We start from the raw sequence: 15,552 nt of genomic DNA on the forward strand, positions 1-15,552 counted from the left end.
GATCAGCAGCCCTTCCGTTCATGGCGGCTTCCCTTACGCGGTCGGTGCCTTCCTCGTCTGCGGACTGCTGATCATGATCTCCGGGCTCTGGCCCGCGATGAGCCGGCTGGTGGGGGCGATCCCGCGCTCGCTCGCGAGCGCGATGCTGGCCGGTATCGTCTTCGAACTCTGCCTCGCCCCCGTTTTGGGACTGCGCGAAAAGCCGCTGTTCATCGTCGTGATCCTGCTCGTCTGGGCGGTGGTCAGCCGGATGCGTCGGGCGCTCGCCGTGCCGGCGGCGGTGCTGGTTGCCATCGGCCTCGCCAGTCTCGACCTGCATGACGCCGCGGCGCTCTCGCTCCATCTGTCGCCGGAATGGATCACGCCGCGCTTTTCGCTGGCAGCGACGATGAGCCTCGCGGTGCCGCTTTTCGTCGTCACCATGGCCGGGCAGAACATTCCAGGCTTCGCCGTCTTGGCGATCAACGGCTACCGGCCGCGCCACGGGCTGCTGCTGGCGGCCACGGGCCTTGCCAGTGTGGTGGTGGCGCCCTTCGGCGCCATCCCGATCAACCTCGCCGCGATCACGGCGGCAATGTGCGCGAGCCCGGAGGCCCATCCCGATTCCCATCGCCGCTGGTGGGCAAGCGTCGTCGCCGGCAGCGTCTATATTCTGATTGGCCTGTTCTCGGGCCTCATCACCACTTTCATCGCGCTGTCCTCGCCGGTGCTGATCACGGCCGTCGCCGGCATCGCGCTGTTCGGCGCTCTGGCGAGTAGCCTTGCCGGGGCAACTTCCGAGCCTTCGGAGCGGGACGCGGCGATGGTGACCTTCCTGCTCGCGGCTTCCGGCCTGCATCTCCTGGGCATCGGCGGCGCCTTCTGGGGCCTGCTTGCGGGCGGAATGGTCCTCGCCATCCAGCGCCTCAGGCACCGTGAGAGATAGCTAAGATATATCTTGACTCGAGCGAACTAAGATATATCTTGATCATGTCGAAAACAAAGGAGACGACATGTTCAGAGGTATGAGACACGCATTCGGGGGGAGGGGAGATTGCCGCTTCGCCCGCGACGAGGGCGCGGGCCGTGAGGGCGGCTTCGGCCGGCACCATGGCCATGGACGGCATGGCGGCGGGCGCTTCGAGGGCGGCCCTGGCGAAGGGCGTGGCCGTGGCCGCTTCTTCGAACAGGGACAGCTGCGCCTGGTGCTGCTGGCACTCATCGCCGAGGCGCCGCGCCATGGCTATGAGATCATCAAGGCGATCGAGGAGCGGCTGGGTGGCGGCTACAGCCCGAGCCCGGGCGTCATCTACCCCACGCTGACGCTGATGAACGAGCTTGGCTATACGACGGTCAGCGAGACCGACGGCGGCCGCAAGCTCTATACCATCACGGAAGAGGGCCGGGCCCATCTGGCCGAGAACCAGGGTATGGTGGATGCCGTCCTCGCCCGCATGGATCGCGCCTCCGCCAGAAGCGGCGAGCGTTCCCCGCAGGTTGTGCGGGCGATCGAGAACATGAAGACCGCGCTGCATCTGCGCCTAGCCCGCGGCCCGCTCAGCGAGGCCGAGGCGCAGGCCATCGCCGATGCGCTGGATGCCGCCGCCCGCACGATTGAAAGGACCTGAGGCGATGAGCGTGAGCACCGAAGTGACCGCTGAAACGCGCTGGGAGACGGCGCTCTCGGCCCGCTACATGGCCCAGCTCTGCAAGCATTTCGCCCACCGGCTGCGCGTGACGCTGAACGAGCGTGACGGGCAGATCGCCTTCGAGGGCGGGGTTTGCGACCTCTGGGCCGAGCCGGACGCGCTGCGTATGAGGCTGACCGCCGCGGATGAGGAACAGTCGGCGCGACTCCAGGGTGTGGTGGTCCGCCATCTGCAGCGCTTCGCCTTCCGTGACATGACGGAAGAGCAGGCGGCGGCACTGCCTTGGGTGAAGGTTGCGGCCTAAACCGCCTCGGCCGGCCGCGCCTCAGCCGGCTGCGCCTCAGACGGCCGCGCCTCTGCAGGCCGCGCCCAGTCGAGATCGACGACGACGGGAACATGGTCTGAAGGCTGTGCCTCGCCCCGCTCGGCCCGATCCGGGGCAGCCGCCACCAGCTTTTCCGCCAGGCGTGGGGAGAGCAGCGAGAAATCGATGCGCAAACCGCGGTCCCGCTCCCAGCATCCGGCCTGATAGTCCCAGAACGTATAGGCCGGGGCATCCGGGTGCAGCGTGCGGACGGCATCGGTGAGGCCAGCATAGATCAGCCGCCGATAGCGCGCCCGGCTTTCCGGGCGGAGCAGCGCGTCCGTCGGCGGCAGCGCGCCAGCGGCATAATCGAATTCGGTCGGGCAAACGTTGAAATCGCCGGTGATGAGGAAGTTGCGCTCCTCCCGCATCAGGGCTTCGGCCCTTTCGCAGAGCAGATCCATCCAGGCGATCTTGTACTGGAAGCCCGCCTCGCCGCCGGAATTGCCATTCGGCAGATAGATGCCGATTACGGTCAGTCCCTCGGTCTCAACCTCGATATAGCGGGCTTGGGTATCGTCCGGTGCCAGGCCCGGCAGGGCACGGTGGTGGATTGCGATGTCGCGGTGGGAGAGGGCAGCGACGCCGTTATAGGCCTTCTGGCCCACGACCTCGGACTTGTAGCCAAGCTCCTCGAAGACCCCGCGCGGGAAGGCCTGTGCCTCGCACTTGATTTCCTGCAGCACGACGATATCGGGGCGGACACGCTCCAGCCACGCCTTCACATGCGTCTGCCGTACGCGGATGGAGTTGACGTTCCAGCTGGCGATACGCACGCGGGCGGCCCCGGGTCCGGCTCAGTCGATCGCGAAGCTGGAGCCGCAGCCGCAGGAGGAGGTGGCGTTAGGATTTTTGATCGCGAAATGCGCGCCCATCAGCGCATCGCTGTAATCGAGCTGCGCGCCCTCCAACAGATCGAGGCTGCTCTGGTCCACGAGCACCCGGGCGCCCGCCTGCTCGATCACCATGTCGTCCTCGGCGGGAGCACCTTCATCCAGATCGAAGCTATATTGGAAGCCGCTGCAGCCCCCGGCCAGAACGGCGACACGGAGAGCGCTGGGTTGGGACTGGCTGCCGAGGATTTCGGCGATGCGCGCGGCGGCGCGGTCGGTCAGGCCAAAATTCGACGTGTGCGTGCTCATGCGCTTAGATATAGCCCGTCGACGCATCGGGTTGAAGGGCTACGTCATCGCCATGGAGCTTGCCCCCTATGCCGTCCGGGCAGAGACATCGCGCGGACGCCTGACCCCTGAACCGTCAGGCGGCATGCGCGGCCCGTTCCAGCGCGACCGCGACCGCGTGATCCATTCCACGGCCTTCCGAAAGCTGCAGTACAAGACCCAGGTCTTCGTCAATCATGAGGGCGATTTCTATCGCACGCGGCTGACCCACAGCCTGGAAGTTGCGCAGATCGCACGCGCCATCGCGCGCGCACTCAGGCTCGATGATGACCTGACCGAAGCGTTGGCGCTGGCGCATGACCTCGGCCATCCGCCCTTCGGTCATGCGGGAGAATCGGGATTGAACACGGCGCTCGCCGCCTTCGGAGGCTTCGACCACAATGCCCAGAGCCTGCGCGTCGTCACGCTCCTCGAAGCGCGCTATGCGGGGTTTGACGGGCTGAATCTCACCTGGGAGGCCCTCGAAGGGCTGGTGAAGCACAACGGCCCCATCCTCGAACCCTCCGGCTTTATCGCGGCATACGACGCCCGCCACCACCTGGAACTCTCGACCTATGCCTCGGGCGAGGCGCAGGTCGCGGCGCTGGCGGACGACATCGCCTATCACAGCCATGATCTGGACGACGGGCTGCGCGCCCATCTCTTCACTTTTGAGGATGTCACGGAGTTGCCGGTCGTGAGCGACTGTTTGACCGAAGTCCGTCGCCTGCACGGAGCGCTGCCCGAATCGCGGCTGCGGCATGAGACCATCCGCCGTGTGCTGGATCGGCTGATCCGAGACGTCGTGGCGGAAAGCGGCCGCCGGATCGCCGCGCTCAGTCCTCGTTCAGCCGAGGAAATCCGGCATGCGCCGGGGCCGGTGATTGCTTTCAGTCCGGAGATGGCCGAGGCCAATCGCGCCATCAAGGCCTTCCTCTTCGCTCATATGTATCGCCACTGGCGGGTGAACCGCACGGCGTCCAAGGCCCGCAAGGTCACGGCGGCGCTGGCGACTCTCTTTCTCGAAGACCCGAGCCTCCTGCCGGATGAGTGGGGCGAGAGGGCCGGCGAGGCGATGAGCCGGACCGCAGCCGATACGGTGCAGGACTACATAGCGGGCATGACCGATCGCTATGCGCAGGATGAGTTTCGGCGGTTGACCGACCTTGGCGTTCCGGGCTGATACGCGCCTATGAGCCAGAATCTTTTCGCCGATCTCAGGGACCATGTGGTGGCGGCACTGACCGCGCTGGTGCCCGATCTGTCCGCCGACCTCCTTGCGCGCGTCGAGGTGACGCCGACGCGTGACCCCGCCCATGGCGACATGGCAACGAATGCGGCCATGGTTGCGGCCAAGCCGGCGCGTCAGAACCCCCGCGCCCTCGCCGAAAAACTGTCCGAGAGGCTTGCGGCTCTGCCCGAACTCGCGAGCGCCGAGCCGGCGGGGCCGGGCTTCGTCAACCTGCGGCTCGATCCCGAGTCTCTGCTCGCCCAGCTGCCGATCATTCTGCGGGCAGGTGAAGATTATGGCAGTGGCAGCGTGGGCACTGGCACCCGGGTGAACGTCGAGTACGTGTCGGCCAATCCGACGGGGCCGATGCATATCGGCCATTGCCGCGGTGCCGTGGTAGGCGATGCGCTGGCCGGCGTCATGGCCAAGGCCGGCTTCGACGTCACCACCGAATATTACATCAATGATGCCGGGGGCCAGGTGCAGGCGCTCGCCTGGGCGGCCTATTGGCGGTACCTGCAGGCAGCCGGCAGCAGCATCACGCCGGAGGAATTCGAGGCCAGAACCCCGAACGGCCTGCAATATCGGGGCGATTACCTCATCCCCGTGGGCGAGGCGCTGTTCCGCGAATTCGGCACTTCCCTCACCACGGCCGAACGCGGCGTCGCCGATCCTGCGCTTTGGCTCGAAACCGTCCGCGATCGGGCGCTCGCCATGATGATGGCCGAGATTCGTGACGATCTGGCGCTTCTCGGCGTCAAGCAGAAGGTCTTCTCCTCCGAAGCCGCGCTGCTTGCTTCGGGTGCGGCGGATCGTGCGATCGACAGCCTGGCCGCCAAGGGCCTGCTCTATGAAGGCGTGCTGGAGCCGCCCAAGGGCAAGACTCCGGACGACTGGGAGCCGCGCCCGCAGACGCTGTTCCGTGCGACCGATTTCGGGGACGACGTCGACCGGCCGCTGCGCAAATCCGACGGGTCCAATACCTATTTCGCGAACGACATCGCCTATCACGCCGACAAGATCGCGCGTGGCGCCGATATCCTGATCGACGTGCTGGGCGCGGACCACGGCGGCTATGTCTCACGCATGAAGGCGGTGGTGAAGGCCGTCTCGGACGGCCGCGTGCCGCTCGAAGTTGTCCTCTGCCAGATCGTCCATGTCATGCGCGGCGGCCAGCCCGTGCGCATGTCCAAGCGCGCCGGCACCTTCGTCACCCTCCGGGATCTGCTGGACGAGGTCGGGCGCGATGCGGTCCGCTTCACCATGCTGATGCGCAAGTCCGACGCGCAGATGGAATTCGATCTCGACCAGGCGGTGGCGCAGACGCGGGAGAATCCGGTCTTTTACGTGCAATACGCCCATGCTCGCTGCCGCAGCGTGCTACGCGCCGCGGCGGAGACGCTGGGGGTCGCCGCGATCACACCGGAATCGCTGGCGGCGGCCGATCTCTCGGCACTCGATGATCCCCAGGAAATCGCCCTCATCCGCGCACTGATCAACTGGCCGCGCCTTGTGGAAGGGGCGGCGCTGGCGCGCGAACCGCACCGTGTCGCCTTCTTCCTGTATGACCTGGCCGGCGAATTTCATATGCTATGGAACAAAGGCCGGGACGACTCGACGCTCCGCTTCCTCCAGGCTGACGATGCGACGGGGACGCTGGCGCGGCTCGCGCTGGTGGCTGCCACGGCGACGGTCATTCGTTCCGGTCTCCAGGTCCTGGGGGTGACCCCGGCAGAGGAGATGCGCTGAATGCTGGACGACGAACTTCGCATTCCGCCGCCGGGCTACCGGTCGGCACCGCAACGCCGCGCGGAGGAGATGCGGCGGGTATTAATGATCGGCGGCGCGGCAGGTCTTGTGCTGCTGCTCTGCGTCATCGGCTATTTCGTGGTGGCGGGCGGCGGCTCGGATACGGTGCCACTCATCCAGGCATCGACAAAGCCAGTGAAGGTGAAGCCGGAAAATCCGGGTGGCCTTACGGTGAGCACGCCAAGCGGGGCGCTGCCCGGCGCCGGGGGGCAGGATGTGAGCCTTGCGCCCCCGCCTGAGAAGCCCGATCCCGCGGCGCTCGCCGCCCAGGCTAAGCAGGAGCAGCAGCAATCGGCTGTTGCCCGGTCCGCTGCCGTGGCGAAACCCGCCGTCCCGAACGGGAGTGGAGGCACGACCCCCTCGGCACCCATCGCCCCCGCGCCGTCGGCCCAGGCGCCTGCGGTCTCCATCCCGTCCGTGCCGGAGACCCCCGCGCCGTTGGGCCAGAAGCAGGCGATGACCATACCGCCGCCCTCGAAGGAGTCGGCGAAAGTCCACGACCTTGCGCAGGAATATACGCCGCCGGCCGGCGGCGGTGGATCGGTGAAAGTTCAGCTTGCGGCGCTGGACAGCAAGGAGGCGGCTGAGCGCGCCTGGACGCATCTGACGCAACGTATGCCGGGGCTCTTCGCCGGACGCCACCCGATGTTCGTCGAGGCCAAGGTGAACGGCCGCACCTATTGGCGGGTGCGCATGGCCGGGTTCCGCACGCGCGGCGAGGCTGACAAGTTCTGCCAGGATGTCCACGCCCATGGCGGCGCCTGCGCGATCGCTGCTTTCTGAGATCCCTGGTGAAACCTGTCATTCTGGGTGTTTCGGGCGCTGCGCTGTCGGCGGAAGAGGCGGCCCTGTTCCGCGCGGGCCAGCCCGCCGGCATCATTCTGTTCGGCCGCAATGTCGTCGATCCGGCACAGCTCTCGCGGCTGATCGCTGACCTTCGCGCTGTGCTGCCCGAGCACGCTGTGCTCATGGTCGATCAGGAAGGGGGACGCGTCGCGCGCCTGCGGCCGCCCCATTGGGCGGCGCATCCCGCGGCGGGCGCCATTGCCGCGCTGCATGAGCGGAATCCGGAAGCGGCAGAGCGTGCGGCCTGGCTGCACGGGGCGGCGATCGGTGCGGAATGCCGCGCCGCGGGCTTCGACGTGGTGGCGGCCCCCGTGCTCGACCTCGTGGTCGCGGGGCAGGATAAGGTCGTCGGGGATCGCAGTTTTGGTTCCGATCCCGGGGTGGTCGCCCAACTCGGCCTCGCCATGGCGCATGGGCTTGAAGCGGGCGGGGTTATCCCTGTCGCGAAACATGCGCCGGGCCATGGCAGGGCCCGCGTCGACAGTCACACGTCTCTGCCACGCGTTGAAGCATCCGGGCCGGACTGGTCCGCCGATATCGCGCCTTTCCGCGCGCTCGCGGATCGCCTCCCGTGCATGATGACGGCGCATATTCTCTACGAGGGGGTGGACGATACCCATCCGGCCACCCAGTCCCGGCGCGTTGTGCAAACCGTTATCCGCGAGGCGATCGGTTTTCGGGGGATTCTGTTCTCAGATGATCTCGCCATGCATGCGCTGGAGGGGACGCCACTCGATCGCTCCAGGCGGGCCCTCGATGCAGGCTGCGACATCGCGCTTTTCTGCCCGGGGGATGCGGAGGGCAACCGCGCGATCCTGGAAGCGCTGCCCGAGGCGCCGGAACTTGCAGCCCGCCTGCAGGCCGCCAGGCCGCAGGCCGTGACGCCCGATCTTGCCGGCTGGCTCGCGGAGCGTGCCGCGCTTCTTGGGAGTGGCGCATGAACCACGTGATCCTCGAAATCCTGCTGGGTGCGGCGGCCGCGATCCTCGCGATTACCTTGCACGAGGCGGCGCACGGCTATGCCGCCTGGGCGCTGGGAGACGATACGGCGAAGCTTGCCCATCGTCTGTCTCTTAACCCCATCCGCCATGTCGACCGGGTAGGCACCATCATCCTGCCCGGCGTCCTTGTCATCGTGCAGTTGATCGCTTTCGGGCGGGTGGAATTCCTGTTTGGCTGGGCCAAGCCTGTGCCGGTCTCCGCTTGGCGCTTTCGCGATCCGCGACGCGGCATGGCGCTGGTTGCGGCTGCCGGCCCTGCCATGAACTTCTTCCTCGCCTGGGTAGGCGCGCTGTGCGGCTGGCTGCTGCCGCATGTCTCGCCACAGATGATGGCGCCGGCCGCGACCTTCCTGCAGTATTTCATTCTCTCCAATATCGTTCTCGGCCTTTTCAATCTGCTGCCGATCCCGCCACTCGATGGAGGGCGCATCGTGGTCGGCATTCTGCCACTGCCGCTCGCCATGCGTTGGGCGCGGATGGAACGGGCGGGCATCGCGGTTGTGCTGCTCATCGTCTTCCTGCTGCCGGCGGCCGCGCGCGAATTCGGTTTCCAATTCGATCCCATCGGCGCCATCCTGAATACTGTCGTGCCCTGGACCATGCGGCTGGTCTTTAATCTGGCCGGGCAAAGTGTCTGAGTCCGCGCCACCGGCGCCGGTGGCCGAGGGAGACGCAGGGGCCTACAGCCATAGCCTGATGCTGCACCTGGAAGGATTCGAGGGGCCGCTGGATCTTCTGCTCGACCTCGCGCGCAGCCAGAAGGTCGATCTCGGCAATATTTCGATCCTTGCCCTCGTCGACCAGTATCTCGCCATCATCGAGGGTGCGCGCCGCATCCGCCTGGAACTTGCGGCCGATTGGTTGGTGATGGCAGCCTGGCTCGCCTGGCTCAAATCCCGCCTGCTTGTCCCCGCCGGGGTGGAGGAGCAGGAAGATACCGATCTGCTGGCCGAGAATCTGGCATGGCGTCTGGCCGAGCTTCAGGTGGTCCGCCGCGCAGCCCAATGGCTCGGCGGTCGGCCGCAACTCGGCATCGACCTCTTTGCGCGCGGCCAGCCAGAGGATTTGACGGAGACCGATCGTTCCGGCCTCAAGGTCGATCTGCCGGGTTTGCTGCGCGGCTATATCAGCGCGCTGCGCCGCGGTGCTTCCCAGAGGCGCTACACGCCGAAGCCCATGATCTGGTGGAGTGTGCAGGATGCGCTGCGGCGGCTTGGCACGTTGATGGGGCAGATGCCGGATTGGACCGAGCTTTCGAGCTTCCTGCCGGACGGTCCGGAAGGGGAGCCGCTGGCGCGGCGCGCGGCACTGGCGAGCACACTGCTCGCGGGGCTGGAGATGGCGCGCGGCGGTGCAATCGACCTTCGGCAGGAGGAGCTTTTCGGCCCCATCATGGTCAGGCGGGGGGCAAGCTCGCCAGCGCAGGCTGAGGCTGAGGCTGAGGCTGAGGCTGAGGCGGAAGCGGAGCCGGGGCCAGAACCGGAGGCGTAGCCACCGAGGTGACATGCAGGGTGGCGGCAAGGTGCGCCGCAGCCTTCTGTGCAATTGCATCATCTGTGAGTGCGAAATGCGTGACCGCTTCAGGCACCGCCTGCTTCACATAACCCACCATGGCGGCGAGGGCCGCGCTCCGGACATTGACGTTCGCGAGCTTCGCGTCCCCCGTTTCCTGCGCGATCTGAAGCCCGATACCGAGCGCCGTTTGTAACGCATGGGCGACGGCGTCCCGGTGGCTTTGGTCGAGATTGAGTTTCAACATTGCGCTGAGTTTGAGCAGCAGGACTGGTGCGCAGGCTGCGAAGATCGCGGAGACGAGCGTCACCGCCGCGTCCATCAGCGGGGAGAGATTCATCGGAACATCCTCTGATATTATTGTTTGATCAACGCTCGCGCGCTGTGACGGTGCCGATCTTCTCGATCATCTGAATAACGGAGGCGAGATGCGCCTCGATTGCGGGCAGGCGGTCGACTTTCTGCGCGATCTTCGCGAAATCCGCCCGCGCTTCCGCCTTGAATTCATTGAGCGCCGCGGCCAGGCGCTGTTCCACGGCGGCGAGTTCCGGCTTCGTCGCGCTGCCCTCGCGCAGCTGGTTCACCTGCTGCTGGAGGGACTGGATGCCTACCTGCAGCGTGCTTGCCAGATCGTGACGGGACTTCGCCTCCTGCACCTGGATTTTGTCGAGGCTGCGTTCGCTTACGGATTCGAGCGCCTCGAGCTCCCGCCGGGTCTCGGTGCGCAGCCGCGCATTCTGTCCGATGAGCCAGGCGAGCGCCGAGGAATAGAGTGCGAAGAGCGTGAGCATCACCGTCGCGACGCCGATCCAGTCGCTGGTGCTCATGTGATGTCCCTGGGCTCTGTCTTCATGCGGAGGTTGCAGTAAGGGCAATGCCGTAGCTCGTGGCCTGCAGCGGCATATTGACGGACCAGGCACTGCCGAGATCGCCCGCCATGTTCCAGCCGGTGGGCCAGCCGATGGTCGAGACATTGTCCGTCACCGCATCGCCACGGCCGATCTGAGTGGAACCGTAAGGGTAGAAGAGAAGGCAATTGGCGGCCGGCTGCGTCAGAGGCTGTGAGAGGGTGAGGGCAAGATGGGTCGCGTCCAGCCGCGCGGCGGCAGTCGCTGTCACGATCGGACCCGGAGAGGCGACCGAACCGCCATCCATCACGGCCCAGCCGACACCCGCTGCCGCTTGCAGGGGCAGCAGGATGTCGGTGCCCTGGTCATGCGCAATCTCCACCGTGATCTGCGTCGCGCTTTGCACGTTTGCTTGGACAATGCGGGGACCGGAGAGCGGCATGCCGGTAGGGATCGCCGTCAGCGTGTCCCCGAAACCGGCGGCAAGTGCCGCGCGGGCCGCCGTATGCGCGCCGCGCAGGCCGAAGGCGAGTTCATCGGTCTCATCGCGATGGGTCGCGTCTCCGCCACTCCAGGCCCCCGTGGTCGCGTCGTAGCTCGCGCCGAGCGGAATGCTGTCTGCCGTCTGCGCCGCGAAGATGCCGAGGTTCTGCGTTGTGTCGGCGGCGATGTCGGCAATCGCCTCGCGCACCATTTGCACGCCGGCATCGGTTTCGTAGGGGATGGCGTTCCACATCAGCAGCGGAAGATTGGCCGCCGTCCGGCCGAGCATGCCGCGGGTCAGCGCCGCAAGCTGTTTGACCGTTCCGGCATAGAGCGTTTTTTGGCTGTAGGGCGCGGTGCTGTCCTGTTCCGTCCAGGGCCAGACCAGGGCTGCGATATCGGCAAGGTCCTCGGCCGTCGGGATAGCGGAGGTGCCGGTGAGATAAGCTTGCACCGCCAGACCGTCAGGGCCGAGCGCCCAGGTTGCGGGATCCGATCCGTCGCCCGGATTGGTCAGAAAGGTGCCGTTTGCCGTTCCCGGTGGAAACAGGGGCGCGGTGGAATTTGAAATCGGGTGACCGTTTACCTGCGTATAGCGCGTCGGGCTCAGATAGGTGCCGGAGGGTTGGAAGATCACATTGCCGGCGAGCGCACCGAGATACCAGGCGAGGCCACGCGCCATCGCTGCCGCGCCGCCGGAGGCCACGAAATAGCTGGAATTCGACTGGCCCATGACGAGCAGCGAAACGCCGCGGCGCGCGCCGAGGCTCCAGCGGCCGCCGCAGGCGATGAGCGTTGCCATATCGGCAGCGTCGAGTGCGCGCGGCCAGGTTGCCATTTCGTGGAACCAGAGCTGCGCCGCGCCCTGCAATGTCATGTCGTGCATCAGCGTGACCGGGCCGGTGACGCCCGCCGGCAGGAGATTGGGGACGGCGGTCGTGACCTGCGTGCCGTTGAGCCAGACATCGATCCCCGTGCCTGGCGTGTTGCGCAGGATCACGGCATGGCTGTGACGCCGGGTCATGTTGGAGGACAGAACAACGTTAGCCCCCGAAGGAAACAGTGTCAGCGTGTTGCCGGTGGAAGAGAGCGAGAGGACCACGCTGCCGCCCAGCGTGATGAGCGCGACGGGATTGGCATTGACGTAATAGGTGCCCTGGCGGCGGTTCGGCCGGCTCCAGACCAGCATATGGGTCCAGGCGATATCGGGCGACAGGCTGAGGGCCGGTATCTGCAGGCCGGTATCGGGATCGAGTGTCGGGCTGTAGGTGCCGCTGGGCGCAATCGGCGCGCCCAGCCCGCCGAGGAGACCGTTCAACCGTGGTGTGGTGAGAAGCGCGGCCGGCGTCACCCCACTTCCGGTGTAGTAGTGGTAAGGTGTTATGGTCTGAGCGCTGCCGGACTGGTCGGCGAGGCCGGTGACGACCGCATTCCAGCTTGCTGCACTGCCCGCATCCCACCAGCCGGTAAGGCCCGGAATCGCGGCAGGTGTCGGCCCGGTGAAGCTGCCTCCGCCGCCACTGCCCCCGCTGCCGCCCGATCCGCCGCCGCTGCTCGTGCCGAGGTTGGAGAGCAACACCCGGCCCGTCGAAACGAGGAGTGCCTTGTTTTGTGCCGCGAGCAGCATCAGCTCACCGTCACGGCAGAGGAGACGGCATGGACCGTGCCATCGGCGGTGGAGACCCAGCCGTAATAGGTGCCTGCGGTCGCGGGTGCGGTCAGATAGGCGCCATAGAGCGCATCGCCATTGCCCTGGCTGTTGACATAGACACCGGCTGTCCAGCTGGTCGGCGCGGTGGTCGCGGAGGATGACCAGCCGAACTCGATGCTCGCGGTCGTGCTGCCGGGCGAGAGGATTGCGTTGACACCAATGCTGGTCTGGCCGGTTGTGTAGGGGCCGGTCGGTGCGGCCTGGAAGCTGAGCGTCGTGGTGCCGGAGCCACCGCCGCCACCCGATCCGCCGGAGCCACTGCCGCCCGATCCGCCGCCCCCGGAACCGCCCCCCGCGCCGCTCGCGGCGGAGACAAGAACGCTCGCGCCGCCATCAAGGTTGACGAGGAATTTCTCGGTAATTCCTTGGTAGCGGATTTGCACATCGGCCTGGACGTAGCCGAGCGCGGTCCGTGCGGGCGGATTGTTGACCGCGTCGCAGAGCACCGCGAAGGGCCGCGCGCCATCCACGCTGCCAAGCAGCCCCTGATCGAGCAGGGCGCCGAGGAATGCCAGCAAGGTGCTGCGGATCTGGCGCAGCAGCGCGGTATTCACCACCTGGCCGACATAGAGCCCCATGCCGGCGCTGAGCGTCGCCGCGATGTAGTTTGTCAGCCGCGTATAGTTGTCGCCGCTGACCGCAGGATCGGTCGCACTGTTATGGCCCAGGCGCATGGTCCAGAAACTCTGGCCGCCTGCGCCCGGTGTGGTGATCAGATCGATGCCGGCCTCGAACAGCATTTGCAGTTCGGCAGCACTGTAGGCGCGCGTGCGTCCTGAGCCGGGCAGCCCGACGCCCTGGCTACCAGCGATGCCGTAGAGCGGCTTGTTGAGGCCGGATTGTTCCGGCGAGAGATTGGCGAGACGCCCGGCCGCGAAGGGTTGCGGAGAGACGAGGCGCTGTATCTCGTTTGCCGGGTCCCACCAGGACAGCCAATCGCCGAACAGGAGTTTCACGGCAGGGCTATCGATCCCGGCTGCGGACTTGTCCTCCAATGCGGCGGTGATGCTTTCACCCGCGGTGCCGGCAAGCATCGCGTAGAGACCCTCAGAGGCCGCGAAACCTTCGACCTCGGGCCAATGGGTTGGGTCGGTGCCGTCACAAAGATCGAGGATCGCGCAACCCTGTCCGGTTAGCGCATACATGCCGAGGCGCGGCGCCATTTGGCCGACGAGATGCGCGGTGGTGACAGCTGCGGCCCCGTCCGTGCCGCCCGCGAGGCCGTAGGTCGAGGCAGCGGGCGCGGTTGTGCCGCCAAGTGCTGCCGCCGTCACGAAGCGCGAGGCGCGGGCCGAGACCTGACCCGCTCCGGTGTTGATGGCGAGCGCCAACGCGGTCCAGAAAGCGCCGGCGGTGCCTTCGATATTGTCGAAGCGTTCGGGCGGCTGGCCGGGCAGGCCGATGAGTGCGGCCCAGCTTCCTGCCTTGCTTCCGGCGGCAAGGGTCACCGTCACGAGGTTGCCGAGGCTGCCGGTATGGAGAGCGGTGAAGCCGATACATCCGGCGGGTCCCGCGCCGGTGGCCGCGGTCTCGGTGCCGTCCGTCACCCGCACACAGCGGAAGGCATTGGCACCCTGCTGCACGGCGATGGCGAGATGGGTGCCCATGTCAAAAAGCCGGTTCATCACCGGCCCGAAACCCGCGGCGTAGTCGGCCATGCCACCGATGGTGACGGGTAGGCCGACCGGTCCCCAACTCGCCGAGCCGACCATGCCGAGAATATTGCTCGGCACACCGTTCAGCAGGGTGCCCGCGGGCGGCACAAGCTGGACATAGAGATCCGGCACGACCAGGGCCGTCGTGTTCAAGGCGCCTTGCTGCGTGATCATGCTTGCTCGATTGACGTATGGCCGGCCGCACCGGCAGCTGCTCTGCTGTGGGCGGAACGGGCGGTGGAAGGAAATCGGGTGGTTTGGATTGCGCAGATATCGGACCCGCATCTGCGGCCGCGGGGCGAGCTCTATCAGGGGGTGGTGGATTCCAATGCGGCGCTACGCCGCGCCGTGGCGCAACTCAACCAGATGTCGCCGCAGCCGGACTTCGTCCTCCTGACCGGGGATGTGGTCGATGAGGGGATGCCGGCCGAATATGCCGTGGCGCGGGAGATTCTGGACAAGCTGCGGGCGCCGCTCCTGGTCATCCCCGGCAATCACGATGAGCGGGAAGCATTTCGCACGGCCTTTCACGATCATTCCTATCTGCCTGAGGGGGGACCGCTGCATTACGTCGCCGATGCCGGGATCGCGCGGATCATCGCGCTCGACATCACTGTGCCGGGCGAACATCATGGCCTCTTCGACGAGGCGGCCGAAACCTGGCTTGCCCTCGCGCTGCAATCGGAGCCGGCGCGGCCGACGCTTGTGATGATGCACCAACCCCCGATCGTGACCGGTGTTCCGTATCTCGACGACTATCGCTGTTTCGGGAAGACGCGGATGGAGGCATTGATCGCCCGTCATCCGCAGGTTGCGCGTGTGCTTTGCGGCCATGTCCATCGGTTGATGCTGCAGGGCTTCGCAGGGACTATGCTCTGCACGGCGCCGAGCCTCGCCACGGCCATAGCGCTAGGCGCGGGGGCGGAGGCGGAACCGGCCTCCTTTCTCGAGCCGCCGGGCTTCCTTCTGCACCATGTGCCCGAGGTTGGCCCTATCCTCACGCATTTCATACCGCTGGGTGTCTTACCAGGGCCGTTCGATTTCGCCTGAGACCGTCAGGCGACGGTGAAGGCCGCGCTCACGACGGTGGTTGTGCCATCTACCGTCTCGGCCCAGCAGTAATAGGTGCCGGCCGCGCCCGGCATGGTGAGATAGGCACCCCAGAAGGTGTCGCCGTTGGATTGCGTGTTGACAAGCACGGCTGCTGTCCAGCTCGTGGGGGCGGTAGTGGCGGACGAGGAGATGCCGAACTGCACGCCACTCGCGGCACCCCCCGGGTCGAGCGTCGCATTCACCCCTACATT

The 15,552-nt window shown here is 66.6% G+C and carries 17 protein-coding genes; 10 read left to right on the forward strand and 7 right to left on the reverse strand.

Annotated features, from left to right (window positions below):
* From VL752_RS16365 to VL752_RS16375, 3 genes are all read left to right on the forward strand, one after another.
* Window positions 1-925, forward strand: a 925-nt coding sequence (locus VL752_RS16365; RefSeq protein WP_325356928.1) for a benzoate/H(+) symporter BenE family transporter, incomplete at its 5' end; no start/stop codon positions are given.
* A gap of 79 nt (window positions 926-1,004) precedes the next feature.
* Window positions 1,005-1,607 (forward strand): PadR family transcriptional regulator, encoded by a 603-nt coding sequence (locus VL752_RS16370; protein ID WP_325356929.1) that lies wholly within the window; start codon window positions 1,005-1,007, stop codon window positions 1,605-1,607.
* 4 nt (window positions 1,608-1,611) lie between these two features.
* Window positions 1,612-1,932, forward strand: coding sequence for a DUF2218 domain-containing protein (locus VL752_RS16375; RefSeq protein WP_325356930.1), 321 nt, complete (start codon window positions 1,612-1,614; stop codon window positions 1,930-1,932).
* On the opposite strand, the gene VL752_RS16380 is transcribed toward VL752_RS16375, so the two are convergent.
* Window positions 1,929-2,768 (reverse strand): exodeoxyribonuclease III, encoded by an 840-nt coding sequence (locus tag VL752_RS16380; protein ID WP_325356931.1) that lies wholly within the window; start codon window positions 2,766-2,768, stop codon window positions 1,929-1,931. The two genes, VL752_RS16375 and VL752_RS16380, sit on opposite strands and share 4 nt — an antisense overlap.
* 21 nt (window positions 2,769-2,789) lie before the next feature.
* Window positions 2,790-3,134, reverse strand: coding sequence for an iron-sulfur cluster insertion protein ErpA (gene erpA, locus VL752_RS16385; protein WP_325356932.1), 345 nt, complete (start codon window positions 3,132-3,134; stop codon window positions 2,790-2,792).
* Between the two features lie 52 nt (window positions 3,135-3,186).
* On the opposite strand from erpA, the gene VL752_RS16390 reads away from it, so the two are divergent.
* The 6 genes from VL752_RS16390 to VL752_RS16415 are packed head-to-tail and all read left to right on the forward strand — an operon-like array spanning window position 3,187 to window position 9,530.
* Entirely contained in the window at window positions 3,187-4,335 is a 1,149-nt protein-coding gene (locus VL752_RS16390) for a deoxyguanosinetriphosphate triphosphohydrolase (protein ID WP_325356943.1), read from the forward strand.
* Between the two features lie 9 nt (window positions 4,336-4,344).
* On the forward strand, window positions 4,345-6,132 hold the full coding sequence (gene argS, locus VL752_RS16395) for an arginine--tRNA ligase (RefSeq protein WP_325356933.1): 1,788 nt from the start codon (window positions 4,345-4,347) through the stop codon (window positions 6,130-6,132).
* Entirely contained in the window at window positions 6,133-6,975 is an 843-nt protein-coding gene (locus VL752_RS16400; RefSeq protein WP_325356934.1) for an SPOR domain-containing protein, read from the forward strand.
* 8 nt (window positions 6,976-6,983) lie between these two features.
* On the forward strand, window positions 6,984-7,979 hold the full coding sequence (gene nagZ / locus VL752_RS16405; protein WP_325356935.1) for a beta-N-acetylhexosaminidase: 996 nt from the start codon (window positions 6,984-6,986) through the stop codon (window positions 7,977-7,979).
* Complete coding sequence (locus VL752_RS16410) at window positions 7,976-8,677, forward strand: site-2 protease family protein (RefSeq protein ID WP_325356936.1); 702 nt, start codon at window positions 7,976-7,978, stop codon at window positions 8,675-8,677. Before nagZ ends, VL752_RS16410 begins: the two co-directional genes overlap by 4 nt.
* Entirely contained in the window at window positions 8,670-9,530 is an 861-nt protein-coding gene (locus tag VL752_RS16415) for a segregation and condensation protein A (protein ID WP_408863156.1), read from the forward strand. Before VL752_RS16410 ends, VL752_RS16415 begins: the two co-directional genes overlap by 8 nt.
* Here the strand turns inward: VL752_RS16415 and VL752_RS16420 are convergent.
* From VL752_RS16420 to VL752_RS16435, 4 genes are read right to left on the reverse strand one after another with little or no spacing between them, the layout of a single operon-like run.
* A complete protein-coding gene (locus tag VL752_RS16420) occupies window positions 9,436-9,891 on the reverse strand; it encodes a hypothetical protein (RefSeq protein WP_325356937.1) in 456 nt (151 codons plus the stop codon). The genes VL752_RS16415 and VL752_RS16420 overlap by 95 nt on opposite strands.
* 28 nt (window positions 9,892-9,919) lie before the next feature.
* Window positions 9,920-10,378: a hypothetical protein gene (locus VL752_RS16425; RefSeq protein WP_325356938.1), complete on the reverse strand. Its 459-nt coding sequence runs from the start codon at window positions 10,376-10,378 to the stop codon at window positions 9,920-9,922.
* Window positions 10,379-10,400: 22 nt separating this feature from the next.
* A complete protein-coding gene (locus VL752_RS16430) occupies window positions 10,401-12,509 on the reverse strand; it encodes a hypothetical protein (protein WP_325356939.1) in 2,109 nt (702 codons plus the stop codon).
* The gene (locus VL752_RS16435) at window positions 12,509-14,422 is read right to left on the reverse strand and encodes a phage tail protein (protein WP_325356940.1); all 1,914 of its coding nucleotides are present in this window, start codon (window positions 14,420-14,422) and stop codon (window positions 12,509-12,511) included. The genes VL752_RS16430 and VL752_RS16435 overlap by 1 nt, the downstream gene beginning before the upstream one ends.
* 78 nt (window positions 14,423-14,500) lie before the next feature.
* Between VL752_RS16435 and VL752_RS16440 the strand changes: the two genes are divergently transcribed.
* A complete protein-coding gene (locus tag VL752_RS16440; protein WP_325356941.1) occupies window positions 14,501-15,298 on the forward strand; it encodes a phosphodiesterase in 798 nt (265 codons plus the stop codon).
* 5 nt (window positions 15,299-15,303) lie between these two features.
* Here VL752_RS16440 and VL752_RS16445 read toward each other — a convergent pair.
* The coding region (locus tag VL752_RS16445; RefSeq protein ID WP_325356942.1) for a hypothetical protein at window positions 15,304-15,552 on the reverse strand (249 nt) is incomplete at its 5' end.

The organism is Acidisoma sp. (genome assembly GCF_035492295.1).
Lineage (GTDB): Bacteria > Pseudomonadota > Alphaproteobacteria > Acetobacterales > Acetobacteraceae > Acidisoma.